26 protein-coding genes and 3 pseudogenes are annotated in these 24,953 nt (G+C 61.3%); 15 read left to right on the top strand and 14 right to left on the bottom strand.

Features of this window, described 5'->3' with window-relative positions:
- From istA to GVL61_RS18125, 3 genes are all read right to left on the bottom strand, one after another.
- A partial coding sequence (istA, locus tag GVL61_RS18135) for an IS21 family transposase (RefSeq protein WP_159982069.1) occupies positions 1–693 on the bottom strand: 693 nt, incomplete at its 3' end.
- 320 nt (positions 694–1,013) lie between these two features.
- On the bottom strand, positions 1,014–1,514 hold the full coding sequence (locus GVL61_RS18130) for a cupin domain-containing protein (RefSeq protein WP_159982060.1): 501 nt from the start codon (positions 1,512–1,514) through the stop codon (positions 1,014–1,016).
- Between the two features lie 100 nt (positions 1,515–1,614).
- Positions 1,615–3,708: a catalase gene (locus GVL61_RS18125; RefSeq protein ID WP_159982059.1), complete on the bottom strand. Its 2,094-nt coding sequence runs from the start codon at positions 3,706–3,708 to the stop codon at positions 1,615–1,617.
- Positions 3,709–3,956: 248 nt separating this feature from the next.
- On the opposite strand from GVL61_RS18125, the gene GVL61_RS18120 reads away from it, so the two are divergent.
- Together GVL61_RS18120 and GVL61_RS18115 are read left to right on the top strand one after the other, a co-directional pair.
- Positions 3,957–4,235 carry a hypothetical protein gene (locus GVL61_RS18120; RefSeq protein ID WP_159982058.1) on the top strand — a complete coding sequence of 93 codons (279 nt, stop codon included), beginning with the start codon at positions 3,957–3,959 and terminating at the stop codon, positions 4,233–4,235.
- Between the two features lie 28 nt (positions 4,236–4,263).
- Positions 4,264–4,551 (top strand): UvrB/UvrC motif-containing protein, encoded by a 288-nt coding sequence (locus GVL61_RS18115; RefSeq protein WP_159982057.1) that lies wholly within the window; start codon positions 4,264–4,266, stop codon positions 4,549–4,551.
- Between the two features lie 19 nt (positions 4,552–4,570).
- Here the strand turns inward: GVL61_RS18115 and GVL61_RS18110 are convergent, their stop codons facing one another.
- From GVL61_RS18110 to GVL61_RS18100, 4 genes are all read right to left on the bottom strand, one after another.
- Entirely contained in the window at positions 4,571–5,083 is a 513-nt protein-coding gene (locus GVL61_RS18110; protein ID WP_159982056.1) for a DUF1543 domain-containing protein, read from the bottom strand.
- Complete coding sequence (locus GVL61_RS18105; protein WP_159982055.1) at positions 5,080–6,750, bottom strand: FAD/NAD(P)-binding protein; 1,671 nt, start codon at positions 6,748–6,750, stop codon at positions 5,080–5,082. Before GVL61_RS18105 ends, GVL61_RS18110 begins: the two co-directional genes overlap by 4 nt.
- Positions 6,751–6,832: 82 nt before the next feature.
- Positions 6,833–7,009: a hypothetical protein gene (locus GVL61_RS24805; RefSeq protein ID WP_200844846.1), complete on the bottom strand. Its 177-nt coding sequence runs from the start codon at positions 7,007–7,009 to the stop codon at positions 6,833–6,835.
- Positions 7,010–7,219: 210 nt separating this feature from the next.
- Positions 7,220–8,257, bottom strand: coding sequence for a PHB depolymerase family esterase (locus GVL61_RS18100; protein ID WP_159982054.1), 1,038 nt, complete (start codon positions 8,255–8,257; stop codon positions 7,220–7,222).
- Positions 8,258–8,307: 50 nt separating this feature from the next.
- On the opposite strand from GVL61_RS18100, the gene GVL61_RS18095 reads away from it, so the two are divergent.
- Positions 8,308–9,084 (top strand): PepSY-associated TM helix domain-containing protein, encoded by a 777-nt coding sequence (locus GVL61_RS18095; RefSeq protein ID WP_159982053.1) that lies wholly within the window; start codon positions 8,308–8,310, stop codon positions 9,082–9,084.
- 207 nt (positions 9,085–9,291) lie between these two features.
- On the opposite strand, the gene GVL61_RS18090 is transcribed toward GVL61_RS18095, so the two are convergent.
- Complete coding sequence (locus tag GVL61_RS18090) at positions 9,292–9,525, bottom strand: hypothetical protein (RefSeq protein ID WP_159982052.1); 234 nt, start codon at positions 9,523–9,525, stop codon at positions 9,292–9,294.
- 220 nt (positions 9,526–9,745) lie between these two features.
- Here GVL61_RS18090 and GVL61_RS18085 point away from each other — a divergent pair, with 220 nt between their 5' ends.
- From GVL61_RS18085 to GVL61_RS25460, 5 genes and pseudogenes are all read left to right on the top strand, one after another.
- The gene (locus GVL61_RS18085) at positions 9,746–9,925 is read left to right on the top strand and encodes a hypothetical protein (RefSeq protein ID WP_159982051.1); all 180 of its coding nucleotides are present in this window, start codon (positions 9,746–9,748) and stop codon (positions 9,923–9,925) included.
- Positions 9,926–10,024: 99 nt separating this feature from the next.
- On the top strand, positions 10,025–10,288 hold the full coding sequence (locus GVL61_RS18080; protein ID WP_159982050.1) for a DksA/TraR family C4-type zinc finger protein: 264 nt from the start codon (positions 10,025–10,027) through the stop codon (positions 10,286–10,288).
- The gene (locus tag GVL61_RS25090; RefSeq protein WP_235037777.1) at positions 10,288–10,542 is read left to right on the top strand and encodes a hypothetical protein; all 255 of its coding nucleotides are present in this window, start codon (positions 10,288–10,290) and stop codon (positions 10,540–10,542) included. The genes GVL61_RS18080 and GVL61_RS25090 overlap by 1 nt, the downstream gene beginning before the upstream one ends.
- A complete protein-coding gene (locus GVL61_RS25085) occupies positions 10,487–10,840 on the top strand; it encodes an alpha-ketoglutarate-dependent dioxygenase AlkB (RefSeq protein WP_235037775.1) in 354 nt (117 codons plus the stop codon). The genes GVL61_RS25090 and GVL61_RS25085 overlap by 56 nt, the downstream gene beginning before the upstream one ends.
- A gap of 30 nt (positions 10,841–10,870) precedes the next feature.
- A pseudogene (locus tag GVL61_RS25460) lies at positions 10,871–11,014 on the top strand (transposase); the annotation flags it as partial.
- A gap of 134 nt (positions 11,015–11,148) precedes the next feature.
- On the opposite strand, the gene GVL61_RS18065 reads toward GVL61_RS25460, so the two are convergent.
- The 3 genes from GVL61_RS18065 to GVL61_RS18055 form a co-directional block, all read right to left on the bottom strand.
- On the bottom strand, positions 11,149–11,688 hold the full coding sequence (locus GVL61_RS18065; protein WP_159982049.1) for a lipocalin family protein: 540 nt from the start codon (positions 11,686–11,688) through the stop codon (positions 11,149–11,151).
- 150 nt (positions 11,689–11,838) lie between these two features.
- Positions 11,839–12,303, bottom strand: coding sequence for a hypothetical protein (locus GVL61_RS18060; protein WP_200844845.1), 465 nt, complete (start codon positions 12,301–12,303; stop codon positions 11,839–11,841).
- A 785-nt stretch (positions 12,304–13,088) separates the two neighbouring features.
- Positions 13,089–13,442: a hypothetical protein gene (locus GVL61_RS18055; RefSeq protein ID WP_159982047.1), complete on the bottom strand. Its 354-nt coding sequence runs from the start codon at positions 13,440–13,442 to the stop codon at positions 13,089–13,091.
- Between the two features lie 581 nt (positions 13,443–14,023).
- On the opposite strand from GVL61_RS18055, the gene GVL61_RS18050 reads away from it, so the two are divergent.
- The 4 genes and pseudogenes from GVL61_RS18050 (at position 14,024) to GVL61_RS25080 (ending at position 17,632) form a co-directional block, all read left to right on the top strand.
- Positions 14,024–14,764, top strand: a complete 741-nt coding sequence (locus GVL61_RS18050) for a Crp/Fnr family transcriptional regulator (RefSeq protein ID WP_159982046.1) — start codon at positions 14,024–14,026, stop codon at positions 14,762–14,764.
- Positions 14,765–15,019: 255 nt separating this feature from the next.
- Positions 15,020–16,906, top strand: a complete 1,887-nt coding sequence (gene htpG, locus GVL61_RS18045; RefSeq protein WP_159982045.1) for a molecular chaperone HtpG — start codon at positions 15,020–15,022, stop codon at positions 16,904–16,906.
- A gap of 59 nt (positions 16,907–16,965) precedes the next feature.
- Positions 16,966–17,467 (top strand): annotated as a pseudogene (locus GVL61_RS18040) (histone deacetylase); the annotation flags it as partial.
- A 54-nt stretch (positions 17,468–17,521) separates the two neighbouring features.
- A complete protein-coding gene (locus GVL61_RS25080) occupies positions 17,522–17,632 on the top strand; it encodes a 3-keto-5-aminohexanoate cleavage protein (RefSeq protein WP_235037776.1) in 111 nt (36 codons plus the stop codon).
- Here GVL61_RS25080 and GVL61_RS18035 read toward each other — a convergent pair.
- Entirely contained in the window at positions 17,629–18,096 is a 468-nt protein-coding gene (locus GVL61_RS18035; protein ID WP_159982044.1) for an Lrp/AsnC family transcriptional regulator, read from the bottom strand. The genes GVL61_RS25080 and GVL61_RS18035 overlap by 4 nt on opposite strands.
- Before the next feature lie 133 nt (positions 18,097–18,229).
- On the opposite strand from GVL61_RS18035, the gene GVL61_RS18030 reads away from it, so the two are divergent.
- Positions 18,230–20,575: a transketolase gene (locus GVL61_RS18030; protein WP_159982043.1), complete on the top strand. Its 2,346-nt coding sequence runs from the start codon at positions 18,230–18,232 to the stop codon at positions 20,573–20,575.
- A gap of 3 nt (positions 20,576–20,578) precedes the next feature.
- Positions 20,579–20,746: a hypothetical protein gene (locus GVL61_RS18025; RefSeq protein WP_159982042.1), complete on the top strand. Its 168-nt coding sequence runs from the start codon at positions 20,579–20,581 to the stop codon at positions 20,744–20,746.
- Between the two features lie 400 nt (positions 20,747–21,146).
- On the opposite strand, the pseudogene GVL61_RS18020 reads toward GVL61_RS18025, so the two are convergent.
- Positions 21,147–21,408, bottom strand: a pseudogene (locus GVL61_RS18020) (transposase); the annotation flags it as partial.
- 114 nt (positions 21,409–21,522) lie between these two features.
- Here GVL61_RS18020 and GVL61_RS25455 point away from each other — a divergent pair.
- Entirely contained in the window at positions 21,523–21,660 is a 138-nt protein-coding gene (locus GVL61_RS25455) for a transposase (protein ID WP_368667131.1), read from the top strand.
- A gap of 770 nt (positions 21,661–22,430) precedes the next feature.
- On the opposite strand, the gene GVL61_RS18010 is transcribed toward GVL61_RS25455, so the two are convergent.
- On the bottom strand, positions 22,431–24,953 hold the full coding sequence (locus GVL61_RS18010) for an ATP-binding protein (protein ID WP_235037770.1): 2,523 nt from the start codon (positions 24,951–24,953) through the stop codon (positions 22,431–22,433).

Genomic DNA, 24,953 nt, shown 5'->3' with positions numbered 1-24,953 from the left:
GAAGTCGGTCTCGAACAGATAGTGGCTGGCCATGGCGGCAAACCTCGCGTTGACCTGCCGTGTCTTCCCGGTCCCGATCTTGTCGACAGCGGTCCTCATATTGTCAAAGATCCCGCGCTGGGGCACGCCGCCCAGCACCCGGAACGCCTGTGTAAGCGCGTCGAACAGCATCTCATGGGTCTGGAGCAGATAGGCTCGCACGATGAAGGCGCGGCTATGCGCAAGCTTGGTGTGGGCGACCTGCAGCTTGGTCACCTTGCCGTCCAGCACGGCGTAATCCTCACTCCAGTCGAACTGGAACGCTTCGCCGGGCTGAAAGACCAGGGGCACGAATGTCCCACGCCCGCTGGTCTGCTGCTCATACTGCAGCTCGGTCCGCCATCGTCGGGCAAAAGCTGCAACCCGGTTATAAGAGCCATCGTATCCCAGCTTCACCAGATCGGCGTACAACTGCTTGGCGGTCCGCTTCTGCTTGCGGGATTTCTTGGATTCCACCCGCAGCCAGGCCGTCAGCTTCTCGGCGAAAGGGTCGAGTTTGCTGGGCCGAACCGGGATCTTGAAGGTGGGCTCAACAGCATCGGAACGCAGGTATTTACGGATGGTGTTGCGAGATAGGCCGGTCCGACGCTTGATCTCCCGAATGGAGATCTCCTGCCGAAAATGCCACCGGCGGATCACACTGAGTAAGTCCATGTCGATCACTCCACGACCCTCCGACTGGCAGCCGGAGGCGAGGGAAACATGGGTCAATTCTCAATGGTAATTTATACGCCCCCCGGGTCACATCTCAGTGGCAATCAACATTTGCACAGCAACGACAGCGCGATCGCCAAACCCTGCGGCCATGCCCGATAGGTCAGAGCGAGGGCGGGGCGGCGCACTTCCTCCTCTCCCTGGAGGCGTGCCATCTCATGAACGATCTTGATGAGCCTGCGCACCTTTCCTCGACGGCCTTCGTTTCGTCTGCGTCGAGTCCGGCTTGAAATCCGCCGTGTGAGAACTGTCGGTCCCGGTCATCGCCAGTGATCGACGAGAGGACCGCTTGTCCCCCAGACGGGATCACACGGCGGGAAGGCCAACGTGACCATACGGGCGCGGGCCTCGTCAGACGGTGCGTCGGGGCAGATGTCCCATTTCTGTCCGCCCGGATAGCCGCCGACGACGAGGAACTCTTCGGCGGCGGCGAGGCAGCGATGGCCCGTTCCCGCCGGCAATAGCACGGCATCGCCGGCAGTCACCTCGATCTCGCGGCCACCGGGTCCGCCTATGACCAACTGTGCCGAGCCGGACGCCACCCCGAGAACTTCATGGGCGGTGGAGTGATAGCGATCGTACTCATAGATGCCGCCGCGCCACTGGGCTGGCCAGCCGTTGTGCGCGAACGCTCCTTCAAATGCAGCGGCAATGTTCTCGCAACTGCCGGCATCCACGGCCTGGCGATAGACGATGACCGGAAGCCTGCCATTGTTTGGTACCCAATCGCGCTCTTCCAGATGAAACACTTCGATTTGCATTGCCGCTCCATTAGCCTTCGCGGATTGTCATTATGGTGGGGGACCGGTGAGTGAGCGACGCAGCTTGGTCGCAACCAGATGCCCCATCTTTGTTTGCGCTTCAGGCCAGCATGCGCACCTTGGGTTCGCGGTCCCAGTAGCGTTTGCCTGCGGCGCCAGCGAATTTAGCGGCATCGACTACGCCTTCGTCAGACTCGACGCCTGCCTTGTCCAGCAGCGGCGCGGCGCTTTCGCTGAAGCCGATCGCCTTGAGATGCGCGAACGCGTCCATCACGAACTGCACGGCTGCGCCTTCCTTGAGCAGCATCGCGCAGCCCTCGTCGGAAAGTAGCACAGCCACCGCATCGAACAGAACAGAGGGAGAGCCTGCGAGTTGGCCATCGGCGGCCATGACCTTGCCATCCGATAGCTTCGCACCGCCGACTTTGGGGGCGACGACGAAGGGCGTGCCGCCGCCTTTCTTGACTGCCGTGATGACGCTGTGGACGGCATTCGCATCCGATCCGTCGGCGATGAGAATGCCAAACTTTCGGCCCTGCAACGTGTCCTTTTCATGTGGACCACGCACGAGGCGCAGGGCAGGCGACAGTTCCATGTCCTTCACCGGGGCGGCCGGCTTCGAAGCCTGGGGCACCGGCATGGCGAGGCCGTCTGCCACGCGGCCGGCAAGCTCAGGGTCAACGTTCACAAGGTTTGCCAGAACGCGAGTGCGCACATGTTCGAGGCTTACCTTGGACAACTCGAACACGATCGCCGAGGCGAGGTGGGCCTGCTCCGCCGGGTCGAGCGAGCGGAAGAACAGCCGTGCCTGGCTGTAATGGTCAGCGAAGCTCTCGGGCCGGATGCGCAGCTTGCCGCCCTGCTCGCCCTGTTCGGGACGGCCTTCGAAGCTGGTGAAGCCGGTTGCGGGGCATTCGCGCGGACCGCCTTCCTCGCCTGCCTGCGCCAGACTGTTCGGCTCGTAATTGGCGCGGCCGGTGGGGGTGGTCATCTGCATCTGGCCGTCGCGCTGGAAGTTCCCGAACGGGCACTTGGGGGCGTTGACCGGGATCTGATGGAAGTTGGTCGAGCCAAGCCGCTTGAGCTGCGTGTCGAGATAACTGAACAGGCGGCCTTGCAGCAGTGGATCGTTCGAGAAGTCGATGCCCGGTACGATGTTGGCTGGGCAATAGGCTACCTGCTCGGTCTCGGCGAAGAAGTTGTCGGGGTTGCGGTCCAGCACCATGCGGCCGATCGGGCGGACGGGCAGCACTTCTTCCGGGATGATCTTGGTGGAATCCAGCACGTCATAGGGCAGGCTGTCGGCGAACTTCTCGTCGAAGGCCTGGATGCCCAGTTCCCATTCGGGGAAGTCGCCGCTGGCGATCGTCTCGAACAGGTCGCGGCGCTGGAAGTCGGGATCGGCGCCGGCGATCTTCACCGCCTCGTCCCATAGGGTAGAGGAGAGGCCCTGCTTGGGCTTCCAGTGGAACTTGACGAAGGTAGATTTGCCCTTGGCATTGACGAGGCGGAAGGTGTGGATGCCAAAGCCCTGCATGTGGCGCAGCGTGCGCGGGATCGCGCGGTCGGACATGGCCCACATGATCATATGCGTGGTTTCGGGCATGAGGCCGACGAAGTCCCAAAAGGTGTCATGCGCTGAAGCGGCCTGCGGGTAGCCGCGGTCGGCTTCCATCTTCACGGAGTGGATGAGGTCGGGGAATTTGATGGCGTCCTGGATGAAGAACACCGGGATGTTGTTGCCGACAAGGTCCCAATTGCCCTGCTGGGTGTAGAACTTCACCGCAAAGCCGCGCACGTCGCGCGGCGTATCGACCGAGCCGGCGCCGCCGGCCACGGTCGAGAAGCGGGTGAACAGCGGCGTCTTCTCGCCCGCGCGCTGGAACAGGTCTGCGCTGGTGATGTCGGAGAGGCTTTCGAACAGTTCGAAATACCCGTGCGCCGCCGAGCCGCGCGCGTGGACGATGCGCTCGGGGATACGCTCGTGGTCGAAGTGGAAGATCTTTTCGCGTAGCACGAAGTCTTCCAGCAGCACCGGTCCGCGTGCGCCGGCCTTAAGCTGGTTCTGGTTGTCGGAGACCGGGATGCCCTGATTGGTGGTGAGTATCGCATCGCTGCCTTTGCCGGCCTGCTGGTGGGTCTCACCGCCGTTGCCGTCTTTCGTCGAGATCCGGGCTTTTGGGGTCTTGGCCATGGTTCGCTCCTCGATTTTGTCTTTTCCCTTTTGAGAACCGGCAACGCGGCAGTGGGATGCAGCTAGATACAAATAATTGAAGCCAACCCACCGGCTGAGCCGGGAAGAGCGCGTGTTGCATCGCGCACCCACATGCCCACAGCAACGTTTCGTCCCTTGCCTGCCACGTGCGGTCGGCAAGGCATCTGGCTGCGGAAACACAAGCCTTGGCTCGCGGCTTTTCCGGGTGGCATCGTGGAGAAAGCATCATGAACAGTGACAGCGAATTCAAACCTCAGAATTCTCGCAAGATAACCAGTTCTGGCGGGACGCCCCGCAAGCTACCGAGAGAGCAGGAGGACGCCGAAGGTATCCGCTCGCTCGAGGAAGAGCGGCGCAATCCGGGCGCGAACCTCCGCGGGAGCGGCGGTGCGGGTGCAAATCCGGTGCAGGCCGAAAAGGGCTTAAAGGACGAACGTGCCTATCGGGAAAGCGGCGTCCAGGCCGGTACACAGCGCGACCCTGCGCATCGTGAGGAAGATGGCTGATATCTCCTCGCACGGAGAAGGTTGCGACATGGCGGACACTGTCGAAAACCTGCATTTACGAATGGAGGAGGCAGCCAAGGCGCTCGATTTCGAGGAAGCCAGCCGCCTGCGCGACCAGATCAATCTCATTCGCGGGGGTGCGTCAGCGGACGATGCCGCGCATTCCGATCTGTCCGGTCTGATCCGCCAGCAGCCGGGGGCAATGGGGCTGGGGACGAACCATCGCAGGTTGGCGCCCCCGCCGGACTGGAAGCCTCCGAGCAAACCCGACCCAATGACGCGCGTTTCTTCCCGCAAGCGCACCAAAGGCGCCTGATGGCGCGGCTAAGGCAGCGCTACGTCGCTTTGCGGATCGGGATATATTTGCTGGTGAAAGCCGGCTGGCCCTGTCCGACAATAGAGGTGAGGTGCACGAAGAGACGCTCTCCTGCCGGGCCATCGCTCAGACAGAAAGCCTGCTCGGCCTCGTAGAGATCGTCCTTGTGCGGGTCCGTCCAGGTTTTCACCGTTTTCACGGCCCTGTACTTGGCCTTGGATTCGCTTTCAGCGATCACGAAGATGTTGCGGTGCCGTTCTGCGAACTCTCCGGGTTCATAGCCGCCCAGATTGACGAAATAGAGCTTTTCGGGGCCATCGTACGGCTCGGGCCTTAGCGAGATCGCGTAGCCGTCGGCCTCGGTCACTTCCGCCCAGCAGTCGATGTGCAGGCTTCTGGGCACGCCCCACCATTGCTCACGCAGGGCAGGGTACGTATCCTCGATGCGCTGCGCCACTGCAAAGCGGACGTCGTGGACTTCGATGTTGGCGCCGGGATATTCACCCCCGATGTAAATCGCGAAAAGCTTCATCGGATGGTCAATTCCCCGGCGGTGTCGTTCGGCGCGCAGTGCCGGTCGATCGCGGCGGCGAGTTCATGGGCTACAATCTGGCCCAGTTCGTAGGAACTGGTGATGCCCTGCACGAACGGGTGCCGCCCCATGATGAAGGGCAGGCTGAGGCAGAACAGCTGGTCGATCGGGACCTCTGCCGAAACGAGATGAAACTGGTCGTCGATGGCGATACCTCTGGTCGGCGCACCTTCTGCGGCTGCGCTCACATCACGAACGATCCCCTGGTCGCGTAGCGACGGGAAGGGAAAATCCTTGGCGGCAAGCGCACGCTGGCCGGTAGCTTCGATGAAGACCGGAAAATGGGTTTCCAAAGTGCCTTGTTTCAGGATGGCGCCATCGCGGGGGGAATGCGTATCGATGGTGTAGTCCTCTCCCACTGCGATGACATCCAGCTTGCCGGCGCGGTGAAGCGCCAGCATTCGCTGAATGGATTCGTGCGGCACAGTGGCGTAGTCATCGACGAAGACCGTCTTCAGGTATCGCGAGAAGCGCCCGAATTCCTCGTCGCTCAGATGGGGGACAATGCCCTCGACGACTTCGTGCATGCGCAGGATGGCATAGCGCCACGCTACGACGTGATGATTTTCGTAGTTCCGCTCCGCTTCGGCGAGATTATCCCGCGCCCAGACGAATGGGTCACTGGTAAGGCGCTGGCTGAAATAGCCCTCGCAGAAATCCTCGAGGCCAAGGGACGCAAGGCCGGTCTGCTCTGCATAAGCCGGATCTGCCTCGGCAAGCTCGTGCTTGAACAGCTCGAACGTGTGGTCGAGGAGAGACGGGTCTTGCGACGTGATCAGCAGTTCGATTGCCTCTTTGGTACAAACTGTCAGTGGTTCGTAGGGGATGGGGAAGTAGAAGTCGGCCTCGGGCAGGAGGCCTTTGCGCGACAACATGGTCATGTGGAACGCGCCGGTATCCGGTCCCGGCATATAGGCGATGTCGCCGTCTTCCGTCTCCACGAAGTCACCATGAGCGACGGCGAGCGCGACGGCGGCATCGATCGCGGTGAGCGAGGAGCCGCGAATGCCGACCCGAGTGGCGGGGATCTTCTCGATCTCGGAAGCGGGCCACGGGCTGGCGAAATAGCCGGGACGAACCTCGGGATGCTCCGGCCACTGGTGGCCCGTCGCGAGGACGACGTGATCGAAGCGCGCTTCGAATAACTCACCGTTTTCGGGCCGGACGCGCAGGATCATGCCCTCGGGGCCGCTGACTGCGTCCTTTACCTCGCAGCGGGTGCGGACAGTCACGACGATGCCCTGCAAGGCCGCGTCTTCCAGCAGCGCCTGCATCTGATCCGAGAAGTATTCGCCCAGGACGAGCCGGGGGTAGAACGTGCGTTCGTCTATGTCCTCCCGCCCGATGTGCAACCGGGCAAGTCGCTCGTCGCTTTGGCCGTGCAGCCATTCCACCATGGTCGCGGCGAGTGGGGGAATTTCGATGCTGGCGATGTTGGAAAGCATCGCCGGATCGTTCCAGCCCGGCCGATAGGGGGTGCCTCGGCCAACGGATGGCTGCTTTTCAAACAGACTAAGCTCGAACGGGGCGGGGCGCTCCGTCAGCAGCGAATGTAACGTGTAGATGGTGGTGGGGCCAGCGCCCACGAATGCGACGGAGCAGGTCATGGGAGTCCCGCAAAAGTGATTGACGATGGCATCCTGTCGCCGGGATACGTGAAAACCCCCGCCGGAGCGGGGGTTCGTGATATCAGCGCCCGGTGCCGGGCTGGGACGGCTTGGGCGGCTTGCCGTCTTCGACCCGACCTTCATTGCGAAGATCGCGGCCTTCCTGCGCCTTCTTCTGGCTCTCTGGCGATTTGCCGTGCTCGTGCAGTTCTTCCTTCACGTAGCCGGCGGCTTCCTTGGCTTTGCCTTCGATGCTCATGATCGTCTCCTTGCTTGGTCTGCCTTTGCAGATCACTCTGGAGTCATAGCGCGCGACGGGCCGATACGGTTCCGACGCCAAAGGCCGATGTCGTGAAATCCAACTCTGGCATCGCAGCGAATTCGGCCATTCGGTCGTTTCGAAATTCGGTGGGCAAGGCAGAGGAGTTTTGCGCCCTCCGGCCCACATCCGCCGAGCCCGCAATGCCGGTTAGGCTTTTCGCCGCGACAGAAAAAAACGGAGCATCTCCCGGGATGCGTCCGGTCCTGCGGGGTCCGTATATGAGGCAAAGGCATTGCCGCCCGACCATCCATGGCCGCTGCCGTGAACCGTCCAGTCCTCCAGCAGGATTTCCCCGCTCGATGACCGATAGACTTTACGGGTAAAATCCCGGCCCTTGCCGGATTTTCCATAGACGGACTTAGACACCAGCCCGCCAGGCTGTGACCTTTCAAGAGTATCAAGGAATCCGGCGGCGTTGGACGGATGAACGACGCGGTCCCCGTCTCCGTGGAATACAATCGTTGGCAATGGCCGAGGCGCCTTTGTCGTCAGGCGGGCGCGACTTTCGCCGCGCATTGCGGCAAGCGCCCCAGGCAATGTACGGATGTTACCGCGGGCGACGCCGGAATGGACACCTACCGCAGTGAAAAGTGTTGGGTAAGCCGCCCCGATTATTGCAGCGGCAGTGCCGCCCGCCGAGATGCCGGCGATATAGACTCGTTTCGGATTCCCGTTGCCAAGCGCGGTCGCATGACGGGTGAGGGCTGCGATGAGCGCCGGCTCTCCCTCGCCCCGCGACTGGTTCTTCGGGCGATGCCAGTTCCAGCAGCGCGCAAGGTTCTCACGCTGAGACTGCTGCGGGTAGAGGATCAGGCAGCCCAATTCATCGGCCAGCGCGTTCATGCCGGTGCCGACAGCGAAGTCGGACGCGGTCTGCGAACAGCCATGCAGCATCACTACCAAGGGCAGGTTCTTGCGTTTCGGACCGCGCGGGGTGTAGAGCCGGTAAGACAGCTTTCCATGAGAGCAATGAAACTCATCGGTGATGAAACTGCCGGGTGCAGGGCGTGGCTGCCTTGCGGTGGCAGGTTTAGGCGTGCCGCTCCGGGCAGCGGCTTTGGGGGGCTTTCGTTTAGAGGTGCCTCCGCCCTTCAGGCTGCTTTGCAGGGCGACCATCGCCGACACCGGTCGCCCCTTTCGGGCCAAGCGTGCTGCCTTTGAAAGCGTCTTGAATAAATCAGCCATCGCGCTGTCAGTACTCGCCCTTCCTTGCACCGAGACGACAGTAGGCGCTTATGTGGAAAGCGTCATCATCGGCATTATTCTACAGCGCGGTCCAGCCTTTGGGTCATTGTTTCGCCCCCCGGGTCACGGGGCTGGTAGGCGAGCAGGGTGATCACCGGGAATGGAGCGCCGATGCCGCCGGCCACCTGGGTCCGGGGGAGGAGGTGCCATGGGTCGAATTCGTGCAGACGCTGCACTTCAACCTGACCCTTCCCGGTGCGTTGGACCGCTATCTTGTCGGGATCTTCGGTACTGTGCTGCTGGCCAGTCTGTTCACCGGTATCCTGGTCCATCGCCGGATCCTCAAGGACGTCTTCCGTCTGCGCTGGGGCGGTAGCAAACGCCTGACCAATGCCGACCTGCACAACCGTATGGCGGCAACGTATGGCTTGCCCGTCGCCGCGACAGGGCGTCCGGCGCCTCGCCTTGAACGACTATGGACCGGACTGCTGTGGGAGCAACCGCTGGCCCTGGCGGCCACCGCACTCGGTGAGATGACAGGTACAGCTTCGGCTCTGCCAGTCTATTGGGCCACGACATTGCTTGTCTGGGTGATAGTGTTGGCGGCGGGGCGGACGTCATCTTCGGCGCCGCTGTTACGGACTGCAAACGGCGCCGTGCTGTTGGCGTTGGGAGCGGTTCACCTCGTCACTTTCGGCCTGCCGAATTTGGTGTCTGTTGGTGTGGACCTGCTTTGGGTCGTGCTGGGACTAGCCCTTTGTATTCCATACTTTCGCGCTATGCTGCCAGCACGACCCAAAGCCGGAGAGCGCCAGCCAGCCGTTTAGGCGGAAAGGGTCTGATCGGCCGGTTCATTTCCTTTGTCAGACTACGGCTCTGTGCATTGCTGCTGCGTTCAAAGCAGGGCAGTCTCGCCGGCGAGTGAGCGGGAGGAGTGCCGATGCTGCGGTTTTCGATCCCGCTGTCGGCCTGGTCCTGCCGTTCGCCCGCGACACGGCTATCGGGCGGGTGACGATTGCCGTTACCGCTGGCGGCTATACCGCTGCGCCCGCCGCCCCTTCGCCGGCCAGCCCACCGATCTGGCCCGGAGCGGCGATATCTGGCACGGAAAGGCGCTGCTCGGCAAAGCCGTGGTGCGCGAATGGTTGACAGTTACCGGCGGCGCGCTGGCCGGGCTGATGATCGTCGCTCGGCATTCGAGCGGTGAGGTTTTCTGATACGGCGGCCAGCGAGCCGAAGCAGCCGGTGCCGGGTGGCCGGCTTCGCATCTATTGGGATCGCTCGCTTTTGTACCGTGAAGGCCGTACCGATCTGGAGGCGCAAGTGCTGGCGCGCCTTGCCGAACAGACTGCGCCTGTCGCAATCGACCTTGTGACCTTTGCCAGTGATCGGCCGCAAGCAGGAGCTGATGGCGCAGGCCAAGGCTTCGGGCCTCCCCAACGCCAAGCCAACGGCCGTCAACCTCATCGCCGCATAAGGAGGCAAGCCATGCAAGAAAGCGATCCGGAAAATCTGCACGGCCAGCTTGGCGACGCCAGGCCGGATGCCGCCGACCCGCATGTCCAGAATGAAAGTGGGCAGAAGCCCGAAAAGCTGGAGGGCCGGCCGATGGTCGGCTCGGTGAAGCCCGAGGATTATCCCGAGGGCCAGCGCGCCAAAGGAGCGTGACCAGGAATCCCCGGGAACGCCGCGCGTGCCGGGGTTTTCGGTGCCCGATGAAATCAGCGCGATAGTCCCCATCTTGAGGGTGCGGAAAGGAGACGTGCCATGGCCAATGGCTGGGCGCCCGACGGCGCCGTTCAGGACCAGATCGAGGATAGCCTCAAGGACGCGGTCATTGCGGCTCGAGCCCGCATGCCCAAAGGTGAGGGGCTGAACGAATGCGAGGAGTGCGGCGATCTCATCCCGGAAGGGCGGCGCCGGGCACTTCCCGGCGCGCGCACCTGCGTCGCGTGCCAGTCCCTGCGCGACAGGCAGGTCGCCCACTCGGCCATAAACCGGCGCGGCAGCAAGGACAGCCAGCTGCGTTGATGCCCCAGCGCGATCTTTTCGGCGGCCTGCCCGGCGATCCGGGCGAGACCTTGCCAGGTCCGCGCGGCTGGGACGAGGTGATCTCGGCCGGGAAGGAGGCGCAGCTCATTGCGCGGATCGCAGGGTGCGATTTCAGGCCGCTCCGCTTCCAGGGCTGGCTGGGCAAGCGGCTCACCTGCTCGTTCGGGTGGAGCTACGATTTCGACCACGGCGAGTTCCAAAGGCGCTGCAACTGCCGGACTGCCGGCAACTGAGCTCGAGCAGGCGCTGCTGATCCGCTATGATCCCGGCGCCGGGATCGGCTGGCGCAAGGATCGCCGTGCGTTCGAGCATATGTTGGGGGTGTCGCTCGGCAATCCGGCGACACTGCGCTTCCGGCGGCTGCGCGAGCGCGGTTTCGACCGCTTCGTGCACCAAGCCCGGCCGCGATCGGTCTATCACATTGCCGGAGAGGCAAGGCACGGATGGGAGCACAGTATTGCCGAAATGACGGTTCGGCGCTGGTCGATTACTTTCCGCAGTCTTGTGAGACAAGCGCTGTGCCCTTCCTGAGCACCACCGCCGGCGCCTGCGACCTCCAACCCGATCGAGCGCGCCGTCCAGCAGGAACTCAAGCGCCCTACCGTCAAGGTCAGGGTCTTCCCTAACGACCAGGCGCGCCTGCCCCTCGTCTCCGTCGTTCTCGTCGAAATCGACGAAACATGGGCCTGCGACAACAAAGCCTAAATTAAATGGGAATGCCGGGATGCGTGATCCCGACCCGATTCATTTCCCAGACGTGAGGTTGCTCAATCACAGTTTCTCATCTGTGACGGATTAAAACGACGATTTTTTTCGTCACCGAGCGTAGTTTCCAATGCCTATTGCTGCGTCTTTCGGACAAGACCCCAATCGTAACCGAGAGCCTTCACTCGCACCTCCAAACTCGACAGCAGATCGACGCTTGGGCGAGCTTCTCGGGTGAGGACCCACAAGTAGCGACCGGATGGTTCGCCGACGATCGACCATTCGTAGTCATCGCCGTGATCCAGCACCCAGTAATTGCCGTAGAATGGTCCGAAGAAGGAGACCTTCAATTTGGCGTTAGTTGCGGTGTCGACGACCTTGGCTTTGCCGATCGACTGCTTCCATTTGCCATTCTTGAGGCCGCGGTTGAGTACCTTCACGGTGCCGTCGTCGTTGAGTGAGTAATCCGCCATGACACCGTCCATGTCCTTCTGGAACGACGCCTCATAGCGGTATTGCTCGTACCAGCGGCCCATGTAGCGCTCTACGTCGACGGCCTTGCTCGGCTGCGGAACCGCATCATTCCCAACCGGGCCAGGCTTGGGGATCGAAGCGCAGGCGCCCAGCAAAATTGTTGCGCCTGCCAACGCTATGGCGATCGTCGATTTCCGCATGGACGCTCCTGTGATTGCATGGCTTATAAACCACTTGCCCGTATCTGGTTTCACCTAACCGGACAGGAAAACGTTTACCTAATCGAATTGGCACCCGTCTGCGGGCGGAATACACGCCGCAGCAAATGGGCCGAGACCTGATCCGATGAGTCAGGGGCCGGGCGGGTTTGCCAGCGCTCCGGCAAGTGGGTCGATCTCGTCGTTCGGGATGCGGCGGGTGATGACGGCCATCGTATTCTGGGGCTTATGCGCGTCGATAACGGTCTTCTCGCCCTGCCAGTGGCGCAGGCGGGCAGCCAAATAGTTTGCGCGCTGGTCCTCGATCAGCGGTGCGGCCTTCCCCGGCGCATGACAGCTGGCACAGGCAGGGAGCTGCGTATGCGGCTTTCCTTTGATGACGAGCGGGTGCGTGCGGGGTAAGGCAATGTCCGCGAGTCCGGGAAGCGCTGAAAAATAGTCGGCTGCTTTCTGCATTTCCGCTTCCGAAAGGCCCGCAGCGGCTACCTGCATGACGGCGCCAGCCCTTTGCCCGGAAGCATAGCGGCGCAGTGCGGCGACAAGGGCATCGGTCTTCTGGCCGGCGATGACGGGAATGTCGCCTTGGCTGTGTCCCATTCCGTCGCTGCCGTGACAGCCCATGCACTGCGAGGGTGCCGTGCCTCCAGCCCGAAAGGTGCAAGCGCAGATTGATGTGTGTTACAGCCAGCAAGAACAAGAACGCAGGCCGCGGCCGACTTTCGCAAATTCACGAATCCTCTGAAACCGTCTGATTGCAACGCGTGAACGGTGTTCAGGTTCTGGCCGAAGTGCGTCGGTTCCTGTTACAAATGGTTGCTGGCTGCCGAGGATTTGTCCGCCGCGCCGCCGCCGACGCGCGCCCAAGTGCCGAGACTGTAGCGCTCAAATCGGTGAGGGCATTTGCAATTCACCGTTATTGTGCGGGGATTGGACGCTCCCCGCGCGAACGGGCCGGACCAAAGCCAGTTCTCTGTCGATGACTTGTATGGCGAGTAAGCAATTTTGCTCCATGAACGCCCGTAACGAGGGCGGAAGTTCCAAGCAAAAGAGTTGATTCCTGCGGCTCCCGAACCATCTCAGCCTTGATGACTTTGTCGAAAAAGGCCGGCGGAGCGTTAACTCCGCCGGCAGATGGCGGCGGTTCAATGTGAACCGCCCTCTGGGTCGCCTGGTTGATACGAAAGACGATTGCTTTCGTGCATCTGACTAGGTTTTGAGCCGATTTGAGAATGCAATGGCGGTGGCTCTCCGAAGTAGCCGCTGAACGGGCCCGCGGCGACGAATTCACTGAGATTCCGCAAGTTGGCGCTTGCTTCTTCGATGGCACGCGAAGAAGTGCGTGCTGCGCGCAGCGGGCAACTCGCCCCCGTGTAAGCCGGGCATCAGGTCGGCGAGGAGGGATTCCCGGTTAAAGATCCGACCAGGCCAGTGTAGTGCCGCAAGTAGAGCCGCGCCCAGGTCGCCAGATTGTCGACGTGTGTCCGGGAACTTTCGGTAACGATGCTGGAAAGGATGTTCATTCGATCGGCAGTGCTAGTCGCACCTGACAGCCTCCCGACCGAATGGAAAATACGGTCGCAGCCAGATTGAGTTTGGCTTACAAAAAGATCCTGCAACGCTGCCGCGTGTTCATTGATCGCATTCCCGGCCGCCTCGGCGCGCTGGCCAAGGCGCGCACCTTCAGAAAAGGGCATAAAGGCATAAAGCCAGTCTGAATTGGGCTTGGTTTCAGTCATTGGACTCTCTTTCAATGGAGGGCAGAGCATCCACACGTGATGCTCGGTCGAACGGCACATAGAACCCGTGCAGGATCAAATTGTCCTATTCAGGAGTACCGTCGAAAACCGCCCAGAAGCGGCGACTAAGGTCTTCGATCTCGTTTGGCGCTAGAGGCGCACGACGCGCGGACGTAAGCTCGGACCATGATCGATGGGCAGGGCGCGGCAAGCGGAGACCGGCGCGCCGGTTCGGCGACGTGACCATCATGTACAGAATCCCTCCTGTCCGTTCCTAAAAAATGCCGATGGCTCTGGCATAGTGCGATCGGCTCGCCCCTTTGGAACCGCGCCTGAGCTCGGCTATCCAGCTGGGATGGCTTCAAATATCGCAAACAGCGGTGATTCGAGTAGTAAAAACAATGTACGTTACCGCACCATTCAGGAACAAAACCTTTTCCGTGAAATAATGGGGCGCCTCGTCTAACCCCTTCGTAAGTTTCAAGTGGTTGTCGTTGAGGAACGTCTCTCTCGTTGAACCGTTATCTTGGCAGGACAAACGGAGAAGCCTCAAGACAAGTCTCAGCTGGGAGGAATTGCCCATGAAAGCCGAAACGAGCTTTGGCAAAACAACGAATTTGCTGCTGCTGGGAATGGGAGTACAAGAACGCCTGCGTTTGTGGCCTCTGTGTTCTCGGCGCCGATTGCCAGCCCGCACGCTTCTCGAGCGCACCGGTTCACGTCTCGCCAGCGTTTGCTTCATCGAAAGCGGAGTAGTCTCAAGTCTTGAGACCGGCGATCTTCGTGAACCTATCGAGGTCGGCGTGGTCGGCCATGAAGGTATGATTGGCACTGCGGCCATCGCCAACCTGATACCCCAGCGAGACGCGTTTATTCAGATCGAAGGGGAGGCATTGTTCGTCGACATCGGCGATTTCCAGGAATGCGTACGTTCCAGTTTAAATCTACGAACGTACCTGTCCCGCTACGTCCAAGCTCAAATGGTTCAGATAAGCCTTGCTGCGAGCGCCGGCGTTCGCGCCAGTGTGCAGCAACGACTTGCTCGCAAATTACTGATGTACCGCGATCGTACGCCGACTGACGATCTCGCGCTAACTCATGAAAGCATGTCGCTTATGCTCGGAGTACGACGTGCCAGCATCACCCACGCCGTTCACAATTTGGAAGCAGATGGCTTCATCCGTGCGCAGCGGGGTTTGATCACCATACGGGATCGGCCGGCGCTGGAGAAATATTGCGGGCGATTTTATGGTGTCGCCGAGGCACGATATACTGAAATCATGGGGACCACGCATCAGGCTGCGGCGCTTTGCAGCATCTAATCTCACGCTTTGGCCCCCCGTTCACCCATGAACGTATGGCAAGTCTCGGCGAAGCGGTTTGTCCGAGGAACGCTCGTTATAGGGGCAAGGCAGAATATGCGCGGTGGCTTGCGATGCCGGAACATTGAGAGAGGTGGAATGCCTGCGGTAGCCGCGGATACCTTCCCTATGTCTGAGGGGGGTGACCTCTTGAACGGGGGAGCGAACCGCTCCATTTGACGGGCGCAAGTCCGAACCATGTGAGCAAAAGAGCCGATGACGACCGAAACAGTTAGCGCCCCTGAGATCCGTGCCTTCGAGGCGGATGTCTCTAAACTCCTGCACATGATGGTCCATTCGGTCTATTCTGACCGCGACGTGTTTCTGCGCGAGCTTATCTCCAACGCCGCCGATGCGTGCGAGAAGTTGCGGTATGAAGCGATCTCCAGTCCCGAACTGTTTGGCGACGATCCGCAGGCCCGCATTACAGTAAGTCTCGACCAGGAAGCCGGGATGCTTACCATCACGGACAATGGCATCGGTATGACCGCGGCCGACATGGCCGAGACCCTGGGCACTATCGCCCGCTCGGGGACGAAAGCGTTCATGGACAGGCTTTCCGCGGACAGGAACGGCGAGGGGCAGCAACTGATCGGCCAGTTCGGCGTTGGCTTCTACTCTGCGTTTATGGTCGCCGGAAACGTCGAAGTCGTCTCGCGCCGCGCAGGCGAGGCCGAGGCGGCAAGTTGGTCGTCCGATGGCTCGGGCACTTACACCATCGCCCCCGTCGATCCCGCCCATGCACCGGCGCGGGGGACGCGGGTTACACTGTCCCTGCTCGATGAAGCAAAAAGCTATGCCGAGCGCCAGACTGTCGAGCGGATCGTAAGGGCACAGTCTGGCCATGTGCCGGTCCCGATCTTCCTTGAGGACGCTGGCAGCGAAGACGAGGCGCGGCAACTCGCCGACGGCGTAGCGCTTTGGACCAAGCCGAAGTCGGACATCAGCGAGAACGATTATGCTGATTTCTATCGCAGCGTGGCCGGGCAGTTCGACAAGCCGGCCCTGACGCTGCACTACCGGGCCGAGGGGCGACACGAATATTCCGTGCTCACCTTCATCCCCGAAAACAAGCCTTTCGACCTGTTTGACCCTGCCCGCAGTGGCCGCATCAAGCTCTACGTGCGCCGCGTGTTCATCACTGATGAGGCGGAGATACTCCCACGCTATCTGCGCTTCGTCCGCGGTCTAGTGGATTCGGCCGATCTTCCGCTCAATATGTCACGCGAGATGATTCAGGAAAGTCCCGTGCTTTCCGCCATCCAGAAAGGCGTAAGCAACCGCATCCTCTCGGAACTGGATAAGCTCGCCGCGAACGAGGCCGACCGTTATGCGGCGATCTGGGAGAATTTCGGGGCAGTGCTCAAGGAGGGGCTCTACGAGGACTACGAACGCCGAGACCAGTTGCTGACGCTTGCCCGCTTCAAGACGACGGCATCGAGCGGAGAGTGGCGCTCGCTCAAGGACTACGTCGAGGGATTGAAGGAGAATCAGACGGCGATCTACTATGCCACTGGCGACGATCTGGACCGGATCGCGACGTCGCCCCACCTCGAGGGGTTCAAGGCGCGCGGTATCGAGGTCTTGCTGCTGCCCGACCAAGTCGATAATTTCTGGACGACGATGGGCGTCGATTACGACGGCAAGCCTTTCAGGTCGGTGACGCAGGGCGCTGCCGAACTCAGCCTGATCCCCTTGGCTGAGGGAAGCACGGATAATATGGTCCCTGCAGAGGATGTCAGCAGGTTCGTCGCCTTCGCCAGGGAGGTGCTGGCGGATCAGGTATCCGACGTCCGCATTTCGGACCGGTTGACCACCAGCGCCGTGTGCATCGTCGCTCCTGACAATGCCATGGATCTTCAGTTGGAGAAGATGCTGGCCTCGGCCGGACACGCGCCGGAACGCGCGAAGCCTGTGCTGGAAGTGAATGCCCGCCATGCACTTATCGCGGAACTGGAGCAGTCCACAGCCAGCGAGGACGAGCGGCGTGATATCGCATTCTTGCTGCTGGATGAGGCGCGCATCTCCGAGGGAGAAGCTCCTGCCGATCCGCGGGCGTTTGTGGAACGGCTGGAGAGGTTGATGGCCAAGTCTCTGGTATAACGTGGAGGGGGAGGGGGAGCCGACCGGCTTCTCCTCTCCCGCCCGGTGGGTTGCCGAACATGTTGCATGTCGTCCATCATCCCGAGTACGTCGAATAGGCCAGCGGCCAGAGCGCCTTCCGTCACGACAAGTATGGACTGGTGGTGGATGCACTTCGCAAGAGCGAGGTGTCCATGACGGAACACGTCTCGGACGTGATGCCCAGGGCTTGCTTGGAGGCGATTCATGATCCCGATTATGTCGAGGAAGTCATCGCTTGCACGTACGCGGCGGCGAAGAAGCGCAGGATTGGTTTCGCGATCAACGAAAGCATTCCGCGAAGATCGCAACTCTCGCCGGGCGGGACTTGGCTGGCCGCCAAGCTGGCATTCTGGCATGGCTATACCGCCAATAGCGCCGGTGGTAGCCATCTGCGCTGGCGCATACGGGGGGCGGATACTGCGTTTTTAACGATCTGGCGATCGCGGCGAACAGGCTGATCGAGGAAGGAGACCCTGCCCGCATCCTGATCCTCGACCTGGAAGTCCATCAGGATGACGGTTCGGTTTGACGGCCGGTCGCACTGGATCTTTGCTTTATCGCTGCACCCTGAAAAAGGACTTTCCGACGCGAAAAGTGCGCCCTACCCTCTACATGGCGTTGCTCGGCCTCGGCGGAGAGATCGCCACGCCTGCCGAAGCACGCGAAATCCTGAGCCTCAAGGGCGGCGACAAGGTCGCGTTTTAAACCGGAAGGTTGGTGCGATAGACCACGGGGCGCAGCGCGAAGCTGGTCGTTACTTGCGAAACGCCGTCGATCCGGGTGAGCTTGAAGCGCAGGAAATCCTCGAATGCGCCGAGCGAGGGGACCAGGACGCGCAATTGGTAATCGGCCTCGCCGGTCATCAGGTAGCATTCCATGACTTCGGCGAATTCGGTCACGGCTTTTTCGAACATCGCCAGATGGCGGTCGTCCTGCTGGTCGAGGCGGATGCGCACGAAAGCCGTGACCGGAAGATCGACGGCCGCCGGATCGACGAGGGCGACGTAGCCGGTGATTACCCCGTCGGCTTCCAGCTGTTTTAGCCGGCGAAGGCAGGGGGAGGGAGATAGTCCTACGCGGTCCGACAGTTCCTGATTGGTCACGCGGCCATCGGACTGAAGTTCCGCGAGCATGCGGCGATCTACCGGGTCAAGGATGCGTTTTGGCATAATCTGCCATAGATAGCACAATCACGGCAGAAAGTGCCATAAAATGCGCTTCGGTCGCGAAAGATAGCAAGGACATGCCCCGCAATGGCGAAGTAATTTCACACACTGACAATTTGCACAGGAATGCACGGGAATGTCGTCCGCCCAACTCCATGACCGACACGATCTCATCGATACGCTTGAGGCGCTTGAAAAGCGCTTGTTGTGGTTGTCGGCGTGGACGATCCACAATGCCAACCATATCCGGCCCAAGCGCGATGGCCTGAAGGTGGGCGGGCATCAGGCAAGCTGCGCCTCGATGACCGCGATCATGGCGGCGCTCTATTTCCATGCGCTGCGCCCGCAGGACAAGGTGGCGGTGAAGCCCCATGCCGGGCCGCTGCTGCACGCGATCCACTATCTGCTGGGCAACCAGTCGCGTGACAAGCTGGAGCGGTTCCGGGGCCTTGGCGGGGTGCAAAGCTATCCCTCGCGCACCAAGGATACGATCCCGGTGGACTTCTCGACCGGATCGGTCGGACTGGGCGTGGCGGTCACCGCTTTCACCAGTCTGGTGCAGGATTACCTCATCGCCCACGGTCAGGTCCGCGAGGAAGACGCCGGGCGTATGATCGCGCTGATGGGCGATGCCGAACTCGACGAAGGCAACATCTACGAATGTTTGATCGAGGGCTACAAGCACGACCTGCGCAATTGCTGGTGGATCGTCGACTACAACCGCCAGTCGCTCGACAGCACGACCGCCGACCGCATGTTCCGCCGTTTCGACGATATCTTCGAGACTTGCGGATGGCGCGTGGTCACGCTGAAGTACGGCAAGCTCCAGCGCGAGGCGTTCAAGCGGCCAGGCGGCAAGGCGATCGAGGAATGGATCGACCAGTGCCCCAATGCCGAATTCGCCGCGCTTACCTATCAGGGCGGCGCGGCATGGCGCACGCGGTTGATGGCCGATATCGGCGATAAACCGCAGGTCGCCAAGCTGATCGAGAGCTTCGACGACGAAGGCCTCGCTGCCCTGATGACCAATCTGGGCGGGCACTGCATCCAGTCCCTGATCGAGGCGTTCGACGCGTGTCAGGATGAGCGGCCTACACTGTTCATCGCCTATACCGTCAAGGGCCATAGCCTGCCGCTGGCCGGGCATAAAGACAACCATTCGGGGATGATGAACCCGCCCCAGATGGAGCAGTTCCGCACCTCCATGGGCGTGCCGGAAGGGCAGGAATGGGAGCCGTGGGGCGGGCTTGGCGACAATGTTGCCGCGCGTCTCGAAGCCTTCGTGAAGGCAAGCGCACTGGGCAGCAAGAACGGTGAACCAGCCGCGCCGCCGGTGCCCGTTCCGACACGTCTGGCCGCGCCTGAGGGCGCCGAACAATCGACGCAGGCCGCGTTCGGGCGGATATTGCTCGATATCGCCAAGTCGGGCGAGGAACTGGGCGACCGCATCGTCACCACCGCGCCCGACGTCACCCAGACGACCAATCTGGGCGGTTTCGTCAACCAGCGCGGGCTGTTCAGGCGGCGCGAACTGGCCGACGTGTTCCGCAAGGCGAAGATCCCGTCGGCGCAGAAGTGGCAGGCCCACGCGGCCGGTCAGCATATCGAACTGGGCATTGCCGAGAACAACTTCTTCATCATGCTCGCCTCGCTGGGACTGGCCGCGCCGCATTTCGGCACACGCTTGCTGCCGGTTGGCACGGTCTACGATCCGTTCATCGCGCGCGGCCTGGATGCGCTGAACTACGCCTGTTATCAGGATGCGCGGTTCCTGCTGGTGGGCACGCCTTCGGGCCTGACTCTGGCGGCGGAAGGCGGCGCGCACCAGTCGATCAACACGCCGCTGATTGGCATGGGGCAGCCGGGCCTGACGTATTTCGACCCGGCCTTTGCCGACGAAGTGGCGCTCATCATGGGCTGGTCGTTCGACCACATGCAGCGCGAGGAAGGCGGCGGTTCGGTCTACTTGCGCCTGTCGACCCGGTCGATCCCGCAGGTCGTGCGTGAGGACGACGGCTGGCGCGATGATGCGCTGAAGGGCGGCTACTGGCTGCGCAAACCCGCGCCCGGCGCAGAGGCGGCGATCGTGTTCTCCGGCGTGGTCGCGCCCGAGGCGCTGGCGGCATGGGAGCAGCTCGCCGATGACCTGCCGGGGCTGGGGCTGCTGAACGTGACCTCACCGGACCTGCTTCACCGGGGGTGGTCGGCACGGCTGGCGGCGCGGTGGAAGGGCATTCGGCCCGAGCCTTGCCATGCCGAAACGCTGCTGGGCGCGCTGGCGCCGGGGGCGGGGCTGGTCACCGTGCTCGACGGATCGCCGGGCGCGCTGTCGTGGCTGGGCGGCGTCGCGGGGATGCGCGTCAGTCCGCTGGGCACCGACCGTTTCGGCCAGACCGGCGACCTGCTGGACCTCTATCATGCGTACCGCCTCGATGCCGAAGCCATCATCGACGCCACCGCTGAACTCTTCTGCGAGGACTGACAGATGGCCACCGATATCAGGATGCCCGCGCTTTCGCCGACGATGGAGAAAGGCCCGCTTGCAGCAAAGGCGGGGCTTTTTGCTCTCCGCCAGCGTACGTTGAAGCTCCTTGGGGCGAGTTTCCATCTTCACCATGCGGGCGTTGATCTTGTCCGCTGCGCCGCCGCGTAGAATGAGGTCGACCATGGAGTCGAGGTCACGGTCGATCTTCTTGATCTCCGCCTCAGCCTGTTCATCTCCCCCGTGAATTCGGTGCAGAATTCCGAAAACAGCGATGGATCCATTAGGTGATGACGATCCGGAATCTCCTGGATGATCCATTCCGATTCTGGATTTGGGCGCGACTGCCGTTTGCCGGTGTCCGGATCCTTGATGAAGCGTTGGCGATTCCAGATCAGCTTTCCGACTTACATCTCATTGTTGAGTATGCCAGTCCCCCGCTTGGGATTGCCGTTAATGGTACTGCCGCCCCAGGCGCCTCCTGTCGGCGCGGCAATGCTGTCCTTGTTGAGGTCGGCCGCTATTCGTCTGCCGGATTTGAGCACCGCATCCCGCCGCTGGCTTGGCGTCAGGCTTTTCCCAACAGATCCTTGAGGATGACGTTGTCGAGCATGCTGTCCGCCAGCAAGCGTTTCAGCTTCCCGTTCTCATCCTCAAGCTGGCGCAGCCGGCGGGCATCAGACACTTCCATGTCGCCGTACTTGCCCTTCAACTCATAAAGCGTCGCCGTGCTCAGCCCAATGCTTACGGCAAATCTCGACCGTCGGCAGCCCGGTCTCCCGCTATTTGATCATCCCGATGATCTGCGCCTCGGTAAAACGGCTCTTCCTCATACGTCTGCTCCTTCTCATGTGCAGACTCTACATTAGAATGGGGGATTTTTCGGGGGGCAGGTCAACGGTTATAGCAAAACCACGCCCAAGCTCGCCACGTCGCTCGAAAACGCCATTCCCGAAGGGCTGGGTGTCTTCACCCTGCCTGAGTGCCACCGCCGGCGCCTGCGCACCTCCAACCCGATCGAGCGCGCCGTCCAGCAGAAACTCAAGCACCGTACCGTCAAGGTCAGGGTCTTCCCCAACGACTAGGCGCTCTTACGCCTCGTCTCCGCGGTTCTCGTCGAAATCGACGAAACATGGGCCTGCGACAACAAAGCCTACATCAAATGGGAATGCCGGGATGCGTGATCCCGACCCGATTCATTTTCCAGACGTGAGGTTGCTCAATCAGCTTCGATGCGATGTTGGCCAAGGTTTCTCTTCAGCCGCGCAATTGCCGCGACGTGGGTTCCATCCTTTTTGGACAAATGTACTCAACTCCAGCCAGCAAGTGGATGGTCAGTAGGGCAGAACGGCACCGTCCGGAGACCCACGTGAAAATAGCCATCCGGCCCATCAGGCTATCTGCTCGCAGGGCACTTGAACTGTTTCCGTTGCGGGGCCGATCTGGAACAGATTCGTTACACATTTCAGTGTGAGGACGCTTCTTCATCAGCGATCCACAAATCCCCCATTTGTGGATCGGCGCATGACACGGGATCCGTCCTATTGAGGGGGAAATCAGCTATATCCAGAGAGAAATCTGCAGTCGGGGCGAAAACAAAAGCTTGCGCTATCAGGCGCGGTTTTCCGAGTTTGGAGCCGATCCGCAGGTGCGATTTTGATGGTAACGCGCCATGCAGTCGGTGCGGCCAGTCGCGGCGGTGACAAAGCAGCCTAGGCTGATGCACTTCAGGCTGGAGATCGTGCGAAGCAGGCTCTGGGCGAGCGCGGACCGCCACGCACCCCACCCTCAATCGCCACCTTGCGCGAAACGGCCCCTATGCAGACTGGTATGCCGCGTTGATAGCCCAGATAGGTCATTCCGTAATCAGTGCCCGAATGCGGTTTGCCAACGCATCCATTGCAAAGGGCTTCGTCAGCACGTGCATGCCGGCTTCGAGCCGCCCGCTGCCGATCACAGCATTCTCGGCATAACCCGTAATGAACAGCACTTTGAGGTCGGGCCGATCGACGCGCGCGGCATCGGCAAGTTGTCGGCCGTTCATGCCCTTAGGCAGGCCAACGTCGGTGACCAGAAGTTCTATACCCGGCTGACTTTTGAGCAGCGCAAGACCAGCGATGCCGTCACTCGCTTCCAAAGCATTATACCCAAGTTCTGCGAGCACCTCGGTGATGAGGACACGAACTGCCGGTTCATCATCGACGACCAGTACCGTTTCGCCATTTGCAAAAGCGGCCGCTGCTAGCCGCTCTTCCTGCTCCGGGTCGGTGCACTCCTCAGAATGTACGCGCGGAAAATAGAGACACATCGTCGTGCCTTGTCCCAGTTCGGAATAAATCCGAACTTGACCGCCCGACTGCCTGACAAAGCCATAGATCATCGAAAGGCCGAGACCGGTTCCCTCTCCCAGCGGCTTGGTGGTGTAGAAAGGGTCGAATGCCCGCGCTGTCGTCTCGCGCGACATTCCCGTTCCAGTATCGGTCACGCATAGCGAGACATATTGACCCACAGGCAGATCGCGTTCCTTAGCGGCCGCCTTATCGAGCCACTTGTTGGCAGTTTCGATAGTAATGCGTCCGCCATCGGGCATAGCATCACGAGCATTGATGCAAAGGTTGAGCAGGGCGTTCTCAAGCTGATTAGCATCGATCAATGTTGTCCAGAGCCCGCCGGCACCGACAACCTCCATCTCCACTTGTGGGCCCACGGAACGCCGCAGAAACTCGTCCATGTTGGAGACGATCCGATTGATGTCCGAAGGCTTGGGATCGAGCGTCTGTCGCCGCGAAAAAGCAAGCAGGCGATGGGTGAGCGCGGCCGCGCGCTTGGTCGCGCTGCGCGCCATTTCGACATATTTATCGATTTCTCCAATCCGCCCCTGCCTGATGCGTATCTCCAGCAGTTCAAGGCCGCCGGAAATACCGGTAAGCAAATTGTTGAAGTCGTGCGCCAGGCCTCCGGTGAGCTGGCCCACCGCTTCCATTTTCTGCGCTTGGCGCAACTGTTCCTGGGCCATCTCACTTTCGCGCGTACGCTGTTCGACCTGACGTTCGAGTGATTCGGCAAACTCGGCCAGCGATGCTTCCGCATTGTGCCGCTCGATCGCGGCCTGGGTACGATCGGCGACATCTCGCACGAACACGAGCTCGTCATCACTCCAGGGTCGCGGTTTGCGATGGTTGAGATACAGCAGGCCAACGAATTTGCCTTGATCGAAGATTGGCATGTTCACAAACGACCGCGCGTCGATTTTCTCGAGCAGCTCCGCAGTGTCGCGAGTGCGCGGATCTGTGCGCGCATCGGCGCACGCCACCGTCTCTCCCCGCTTCAAATCTTCGATGTAAGAGCCATGGTCCCGAAAACGGAGAGTCCCGGCGATCGTCGTGATATCGGGGGCGTTCCAGTCACGTTCGACAGTAATCGTCTCGGCGACCGGATCAATGAACCCATAGCCCGCGCGGCTTACCTCGAGGGTCGCTCCCAAAATCTGCGCGGCAAGAAAAGACATGTCAGCAGGATCGGACGTCTGGCGAAGGCCATCACCTAGTGCGAGCAATGCCGCGCGCCGCGCCTCCGCCTCCCGTCGCGTCGTGATGTCCTGTGACACGCCGACCATGCGTAAGGGTTTGCCAGTCGCATCGGATTCCAACTGGCCGTTGACCTGTACCCAGTGGAGCGAGCCATCGGGCCAAATTGCCCTGTAGGCGATGTCGTAATTTTCGGCCGTCTGGATCGACCTGGCGACCGCTTGCTGCATGCGCTCGGCATCGTCGGGATGCACCGACGCACGCAAGTCCTCGTAGGTGAAGGGGTCTTGGCTCGCCCTGCCATAATGCGCTTTGCAATCGTCGGTCGCGTCCAGGACGTTGGCGGCCAGATCTAATGCCCACGCACCTAGCCCGCCTGCCGCCAGCGCGATCGTGAGTCGTTCTCGCCCATCGCGAATGTCCTCGAGCCGGACCCGGGCCTCATATTGGCGCAGGCGTCCCCGCCGCGCTGCGTGGGCCAGACTGGTCAATGTCGTCGGATGGAACGGGCGCTCGAGAAACGTCACATTGCCGAGCACCTCAAGGAGCCGCGCGGCCCCGGGATTGCGCTCAAGGCCCCCACCACGCGCAGTAAGCACAATGAACGGGAAGTCGGACCATTCGGCCTGATCAGCGATGAAACCGGCAAGGTTCCGCAGATCGGCCCCGCGCATCGCTTCCTCGGTAACGATCGCGAAGCCTGCGCCGCCTCGCAGCACAGCGACGAACTCTGTCAAATTGGCGACTACCGCGGCCTCTAGCCCAGCCTCGTGCATCATCGACTGCGCGACGATCGCATCGCGCCCGAGCGGCGCCAGGATGACCGCACCTTCGGAAAGTGTTCGGTTCAA

The organism is Novosphingobium sp. 18050, assembly GCF_902706195.1.
In the GTDB taxonomy this organism is placed as follows: Bacteria; Pseudomonadota; Alphaproteobacteria; order Sphingomonadales; family Sphingomonadaceae; genus Novosphingobium.
Note: the sequence above shows the minus strand (reverse complement) of the source record. Positions and strands in the feature narration are given on the sequence as shown.

Excerpts from the sequence above, each read along its gene's own strand:
- GVL61_RS18130 (WP_159982060.1), bottom strand. The coding sequence starts at position 1,514 with ATGCAAATCGAAGTGTTTCATCTGGAAGAGCGCGATTGGGTACCAAAC.
- GVL61_RS18125 (WP_159982059.1), bottom strand. The coding sequence starts at position 3,708 with ATGGCCAAGACCCCAAAAGCCCGGATCTCGACGAAAGACGGCAACGGC.
- GVL61_RS18120 (WP_159982058.1), top strand. The coding sequence starts at position 3,957 with ATGAACAGTGACAGCGAATTCAAACCTCAGAATTCTCGCAAGATAACC.
- GVL61_RS18115 (WP_159982057.1), top strand. The coding sequence starts at position 4,264 with ATGGCGGACACTGTCGAAAACCTGCATTTACGAATGGAGGAGGCAGCC.
- GVL61_RS18110 (WP_159982056.1), bottom strand. The coding sequence starts at position 5,083 with ATGAAGCTTTTCGCGATTTACATCGGGGGTGAATATCCCGGCGCCAAC.
- GVL61_RS18105 (WP_159982055.1), bottom strand. The coding sequence starts at position 6,750 with ATGACCTGCTCCGTCGCATTCGTGGGCGCTGGCCCCACCACCATCTAC.
- GVL61_RS24805 (WP_200844846.1), bottom strand. The coding sequence starts at position 7,009 with ATGAGCATCGAAGGCAAAGCCAAGGAAGCCGCCGGCTACGTGAAGGAA.
- GVL61_RS18100 (WP_159982054.1), bottom strand. The coding sequence starts at position 8,257 with ATGGCTGATTTATTCAAGACGCTTTCAAAGGCAGCACGCTTGGCCCGA.
- GVL61_RS18095 (WP_159982053.1), top strand. The coding sequence starts at position 8,308 with ATGTGGAAAGCGTCATCATCGGCATTATTCTACAGCGCGGTCCAGCCT.
- GVL61_RS18090 (WP_159982052.1), bottom strand. The coding sequence starts at position 9,525 with ATGCGAAGCCGGCCACCCGGCACCGGCTGCTTCGGCTCGCTGGCCGCC.
- GVL61_RS18085 (WP_159982051.1), top strand. The coding sequence starts at position 9,746 with ATGCAAGAAAGCGATCCGGAAAATCTGCACGGCCAGCTTGGCGACGCC.
- GVL61_RS18080 (WP_159982050.1), top strand. The coding sequence starts at position 10,025 with ATGGCCAATGGCTGGGCGCCCGACGGCGCCGTTCAGGACCAGATCGAG.
- GVL61_RS25090 (WP_235037777.1), top strand. The coding sequence starts at position 10,288 with ATGCCCCAGCGCGATCTTTTCGGCGGCCTGCCCGGCGATCCGGGCGAG.
- GVL61_RS18065 (WP_159982049.1), bottom strand. The coding sequence starts at position 11,688 with ATGCGGAAATCGACGATCGCCATAGCGTTGGCAGGCGCAACAATTTTG.
- GVL61_RS18060 (WP_200844845.1), bottom strand. The coding sequence starts at position 12,303 with ATGGGACACAGCCAAGGCGACATTCCCGTCATCGCCGGCCAGAAGACC.
- GVL61_RS18055 (WP_159982047.1), bottom strand. The coding sequence starts at position 13,442 with ATGACTGAAACCAAGCCCAATTCAGACTGGCTTTATGCCTTTATGCCC.
- GVL61_RS18050 (WP_159982046.1), top strand. The coding sequence starts at position 14,024 with ATGAAAGCCGAAACGAGCTTTGGCAAAACAACGAATTTGCTGCTGCTG.
- htpG (WP_159982045.1), top strand. The coding sequence starts at position 15,020 with ATGACGACCGAAACAGTTAGCGCCCCTGAGATCCGTGCCTTCGAGGCG.
- GVL61_RS18035 (WP_159982044.1), bottom strand. The coding sequence starts at position 18,096 with ATGCCAAAACGCATCCTTGACCCGGTAGATCGCCGCATGCTCGCGGAA.
- GVL61_RS18030 (WP_159982043.1), top strand. The coding sequence starts at position 18,230 with ATGTCGTCCGCCCAACTCCATGACCGACACGATCTCATCGATACGCTT.
- GVL61_RS18025 (WP_159982042.1), top strand. The coding sequence starts at position 20,579 with ATGGCCACCGATATCAGGATGCCCGCGCTTTCGCCGACGATGGAGAAA.